The following is a 4,915-nucleotide window of genomic DNA, read 5'->3' as shown; positions in this document are numbered from 1 at the left end:
GCCGGCGCCCTACCGGCATGTGGAGCATGCGTCGGACTGCTATTTCTATCATTGCATGAACATCCCGGGGCACGGCGACGTCGGCGGCCAATGGGATCTGCGCGGCGGCGAGACCGCCTATCTCGGCGGCATCGACCTGCGCGGCAAGACCGTGCTGGAGATCGGCCCCGCGAGCGGCTACCTCACGTTCTGGATGGAGCGGCAGGGGGCCACGGTCACGTCGTTCGACCTCAACGAGAACCAGGAATGGGACATCGTCCCCTTCGCCGGGCTCGACCGGCAGGCCGCCATCGACTCGCGCAAGGCGGTGATGCGCCAGATCAACAATTCCTGGTGGTTCACCCGCAACCGCCTCGGCGCGCGGGCAAACGTGGTCTATGGCAACGTCTATCAGCTCGACCGGCTGGCGCAGACCTTCGACGTCGTGACCATCAACAGCGTGCTGCTGCATCTGCGCGACCCGTTCCTCGCGCTGACGCGGGCCGCGGCCCGGTCGCATGCGCAGATCGTGGTGACGGACATCGCGGAGTCGCATTTCCTCGGCCCCAACCCGCCGCAAACTGACCGGCTGAGCATGCATTTCATGCCGCGGGCGGAGAATCACGGCCCGCTCGATTCATGGTGGTACGTGCCCGAGGGGCTGGCGCGGGAGTTCCTGCGCATCCTCGGCTTCCGGTCCGTGGTCGGCAGCCAGCATACGCAACGGTTCATGCCCGACCACATGTGGCCGTTCTACACCCTGCTCGGCACCCGCTAGGAGAGCGGCGCCGCGGCCGCTAGGCTGGTCGATCCGTTAACGTCCTGCCGGTAGGGTCCGCGACCGCCCGCCTCATCGACGGCCCACCACCGGCAGCCCTTGGACCTCGACCGATGCCCTATGAAACGCTGCTGCGGCTTGATTTCGGCGATCCGGGCGGCGATCCGTCGGGGCTGCTCGCGGGGTGGGAGGCGCCGAGCGAGGGGCGGCGCTGGGCACGTGGGCGTCGCAGCCGGGTGATCCTGCCGCGCCCGCCGGGCGAGGATGGCGTGCTGCTCGCGGCCGTGGTCGACCCATACGTGATGCCGGCCGTGCTGCCGCAGCAGACGCTGCGCGTGCTCGCCAACGGCCGCACCCTGCGGCTGATGCGCCCGTCGCGGCGCACGGTCGTACTGGGCCGCATCGACGCAGCGACGCTCGACCTCGCGCCGTCGCTGGAGATCGGCTTCGAGCATCCGGACATCGTGCAGCCGAACATGGTGTCGTCCTCGTCCGACAGCGCGGGCTATTCGATCGGCGTGCTGTCGCTCGCGCTGCTGCGCGACGGACCGGCGGCCCGTCCGGCGACCGTGCGGGCGGCCCCGGCGGGACCGCCGCCCCCGGTGCCGGACGCGCTCGACGACACGCAGCTGCTGATGCAGTTCGCGAGCATCGGCGATAACTGCGAGTTCGGCATGGCGCAGCGCGCCGCCGGGGCGGAGCCATCCGACCTGCTGCGCTTCGCCGGCAGCGAGCCGGCCGGGCTGCTGCGGGCGTTCGAGGAGGATTTCGCCTGCATCGCCGACCCCGGATATCTCGACTTCGACATCCACGCCAACGGGACGCTGCGCGAGTACATCCTGCATCTGCGGCGCTACACGCTCGATATGCATACCCGCGTGCTGGAAGGCAGCATGCCGGTGGAGCGGCTGATCGGACGCGAGATCAAGAAGCTGTCGCTGCTGCACCGTCTGCTGCTCGAGGATCTGGCGACCGCGCGACGCATCTTCGTCTACAAGCGTAACGACGGCGCCGACCCGGGGTTTGTCGCGGCCCTGCACCGCGCGCTGCAGCGGCACGGACGCAACGCGCTGCTGGTGGTATCGCTGAGCGACGCGGCCCATCCGCCCGGCACCGTCGAGCCCGTGGGGGATGACCTGTACCGGGGCTATATCGACCGGCTCAGCCGCTACGACAACGCCGCCAGCCCGCCGTCCCCGGTCTGGCTCGATCTGTGCCGGCGGTGCTATGCCTTGTGGCACGCCCGCCGCCATGGGGCGCAGGTCGCGGCGGCCTGACCACGCGGGCGCGCGGCGACACGGCGTGTTCGAAAGCGCTGGTTCGGGTCAAGGGGTCAGGATGTCGGAACTCTACGCAACGCTTGGCGCGCTGATCGGCGAGGAACTGGCGACGCCGCCGGTCGCGCTGACGCCGGCGACGCAACTCGACGACATTCCCGGCTGGGATTCCGTGGCGCTCGCCGGCGTCGTCCTCGCGATCGAGACGCGATTCGGTGTCGCCGTCAGCCGCGCGCAGGTGGACGGCATCCACACCGGCGCCGACCTCGCCGCGCTGTGCGCGCCCGCGGCCTGAGCAGGCGCCCGACATGAAGGCGCGGGTTCAGCCCGCCGCCGCGTCCTCGGCATAGCGGCGCAGATTCGCCTCGCGGCTGATCTTGCCGCTCGTGGTCTTGACCAGCCAGCCCGTGGCGACGACGCGCACGTCGTGCGCCGTGACGCCGAACCCCGCCTGCACGAGGGTGCGTATCTGCCGGCGCAGCGCCTGTCGCGCCGTCTCGTCCGTGTCCTCGGACTCCGCGATGACGACGAGCGCCTGGCTGCCGGCGCGCGGGTTGAACGGCCCGACCGCGACGCAGCGACCGGGCTTGACCGCCGTCTCGCGGTTGATGAGGTATTCGACGTCGTGGGCATAGATGTTGCGCCCGTTGACGATCAGCAGGTCGTCCATCCGGCCGCAGACAAAAACCTCGCCGTCGAGCGTGAAGCCGAGATCGCCGGTGAGGTACCAGCCGTCGTCCGTCAGCGTGTCCGGGCGCGGGCGGCGGAAATACCCGCCGAACAGATAGGGGCTGGCGACCGCGATCTGTCCCACGCGCCGGTCCCCGAGGGTCGCGCCGTCGTCGCCGAGGATGCGGATGCGGGTGCCCGGTATCGGCGCGCCTACCCCGAGGAAGGACAGCGCCGGGGCGTCGGGGGCGGCGTCGCGGATCGCCCGCTCCGTGGCATAGGCCTCGCGGTCGGCGGTGACGACGCGCGGATCGGCGGTCATGTCGGTCTGCGTCGCGATGAACACGTTCTCCGCCATGCCGTAGCTGACCTGCAACGCGTGCGCGCCGAGGCCGCTCGCGGCGAAGCGGTCGCGGAACAGGGCGAGCGTCTCCGGCTTGCACGGCTCGGAGCAGTCGATGAAGGCGCGCATCGACGACAGGTCGTGGCGGGCCTCGGCCGGCAGCGTGCGGATGAGGTGGTGGAAGGCGAAATTGGGCATCCAGCACAGGGTCGCGCGGTGTCGCTCGATCGCCTGCAACAGGCTGACCGGGCGGGTCACCCACTCGAACGGATCAAGCTGCACGATCGTCAGTCCGAGCAGCATGGGCAGCACGAGGCAGCCGATCAGCCCCATGTCGTGGTAGAGCGGCAGCCACGAGACGATCACGTCGTCGGGCCGGGCGCGCAGCGCCGTCGCGAGGGCGGCGGTGAAATCAAGCACGGCGCGGTGGCCGAGGATGACCCCCTTTTTGGCACCTGTCGTGCCGGAGCTGTGCTGGAGGAAGGCGATGCCGTCGGGTGCCGCGCGCGGCGCGGGCAGGCAGCCCTCGCCCGGTCCGTCGTCGACATCGACGATCGGCGTCGCGAGCTCCGGCAGAAAGCGGCGCAGCTCCGCCGCGTGGCGCGCGTCGGTCACGATCAGCGCCGGGTCGATGCCAAGCAGCACGCCGCGCTGCGCCGGCCAGAACACGGCAGGGTCGATGCGCGGGGACATCGGCGGGAACAGCGACGGAATCAGCCCCGCCATCATGGCGCCGAGAAACGCCGGCGCCAGATCGGGATGCGCGACGAGCAGCAGGGCGACGAGGCTGCCGGGCGTCAGGCCTCGGGCGTCGAACGCGGCCGCATACCCCTGCGCGCGGGCCGCGAGCGTCGCGTAGGTGACCGTCGCGGCGGGCTGGCCCTCGCGTTCCAGCACGAGGAACGGCGTATCCGGCCGCGCCGCGGCGTGGCCGAGCACGACGCCCGGCAGATCCTCGGCATCGAGCAGGGCTTGCAGGAAGGGCGGCGCGCCGGCGAGGTCGAGGCGCGTCATGCCGGCCGGCGACGGGATGGCGCGGCCGGCCAGGGATGCGACGACCACGGGGCGGACGGGAGGTGCGTGCGGGCCATGCGATGGTTTTGGTTTCGTGTGCTTCTGTATCTCAGGGGCCGGTTCGATGCGAGCGCGGATCGCCGGGCGCAGGCGAAGCGGGCGGACGATGCGGCGTGGCTGCAACGTCTGGCAGCCAAGCGGGCGGAGGCAGCGTCCTGGCGGGGGCGCGCGCTCGGGCTGGTGTTCCTCGGCGACTCCATCACGCAGAACTGGGAATTGGCGGGACCGCCCGACTGGGCCGATTTCGCGCCGGTCTGGAACCGGCTGTTCGCGCCGCACGGGGCGCTGAACCTCGGCTACGCGGGCGACGCGACGGGCAACCTGCTGTGGCGGCTGCGCGACGGCGAGCTGGACGGGCTGGCGCCGCGCGCGGTGGTGCTGCTGATCGGCGTCAACGACATCCTGTTGCACGGCCACAGCGCGCCGTCGGTGGTGGCGGGGATCGACGCGATTCTTGTCGAACTCAACCATCGCGTGCCGGACGCACGTGTGCTAGTTTTGGGACTGCTACCGAGCCGCGTCAGCGGCTGGGTGTCGCGGCAAAGCAAAGCGGTCAACGCGGCGCTCGCGTCACGCAACTGGAGCGGGACGAAAGTCGATTATTTAGACGTTGGCAATGTATTGCTCGCGAAAGGGCGGCCGGATGCGCGACTGTATTGCGATCGGGATGTCGACCCCGCGCTTCCGTTGTTGCTGCATCCGAACAGAACAGGGCAGGAACGAATTGGCATCGCGATTAACATGTGTCTACAAGCTCATCTGACCTAGAGCGGTAGCCGATCAGTCTGGATCGTA

General features: G+C 70.2%; 5 protein-coding genes. 4 read left to right on the top strand and 1 reads right to left on the bottom strand.

The features are described from left to right. From B8460_RS09675 to B8460_RS21825, 3 genes are all read left to right on the top strand, one after another. A partial coding sequence (locus B8460_RS09675; RefSeq protein WP_158322785.1) for a class I SAM-dependent methyltransferase occupies positions 1-757 on the top strand: 757 nt, incomplete at its 5' end. Between the two features lie 113 nt (positions 758-870). Further along, complete coding sequence (locus B8460_RS21830; protein WP_048861390.1) at positions 871-2,034, top strand: hypothetical protein; 1,164 nt, start codon at positions 871-873, stop codon at positions 2,032-2,034. Positions 2,035-2,095: 61 nt separating this feature from the next. Next, positions 2,096-2,329, top strand: coding sequence for an acyl carrier protein (locus tag B8460_RS21825; protein ID WP_048861389.1), 234 nt, complete (start codon positions 2,096-2,098; stop codon positions 2,327-2,329). 27 nt (positions 2,330-2,356) lie between these two features. On the opposite strand, the gene B8460_RS09665 is transcribed toward B8460_RS21825, so the two are convergent. Next, positions 2,357-4,108, bottom strand: a complete 1,752-nt coding sequence (locus B8460_RS09665; RefSeq protein ID WP_048861388.1) for an AMP-binding protein — start codon at positions 4,106-4,108, stop codon at positions 2,357-2,359. Positions 4,109-4,135: 27 nt separating this feature from the next. Between B8460_RS09665 and B8460_RS09660 the strand changes: the two genes are divergently transcribed. Further along, positions 4,136-4,888 carry a GDSL-type esterase/lipase family protein gene (locus B8460_RS09660; RefSeq protein WP_048861387.1) on the top strand — a complete coding sequence of 251 codons (753 nt, stop codon included), beginning with the start codon at positions 4,136-4,138 and terminating at the stop codon, positions 4,886-4,888. The last annotated feature ends 27 nt before the right edge of the window (positions 4,889-4,915 follow it).

Origin of the sequence: Acidisphaera rubrifaciens HS-AP3 (assembly GCF_000964365.1) — a bacterium.
GTDB lineage: Bacteria > Pseudomonadota > Alphaproteobacteria > Acetobacterales > Acetobacteraceae > Acidisphaera > Acidisphaera rubrifaciens.
The sequence above is the reverse complement of the archived record's forward strand: the minus strand, read 5'-3'. Positions and strand labels throughout refer to the sequence as shown.

Bases quoted from the DNA above. Each gene is read 5' to 3' on its own strand.
- B8460_RS21830 (WP_048861390.1), top strand. From the start codon at position 871: ATGCCCTATGAAACGCTGCTGCGGCTTGATTTCGGCGATCCGGGCGGC.
- B8460_RS09660 (WP_048861387.1), top strand. From the start codon at position 4,136: ATGCGATGGTTTTGGTTTCGTGTGCTTCTGTATCTCAGGGGCCGGTTC.
- B8460_RS21825 (WP_048861389.1), top strand. From the start codon at position 2,096: ATGTCGGAACTCTACGCAACGCTTGGCGCGCTGATCGGCGAGGAACTG.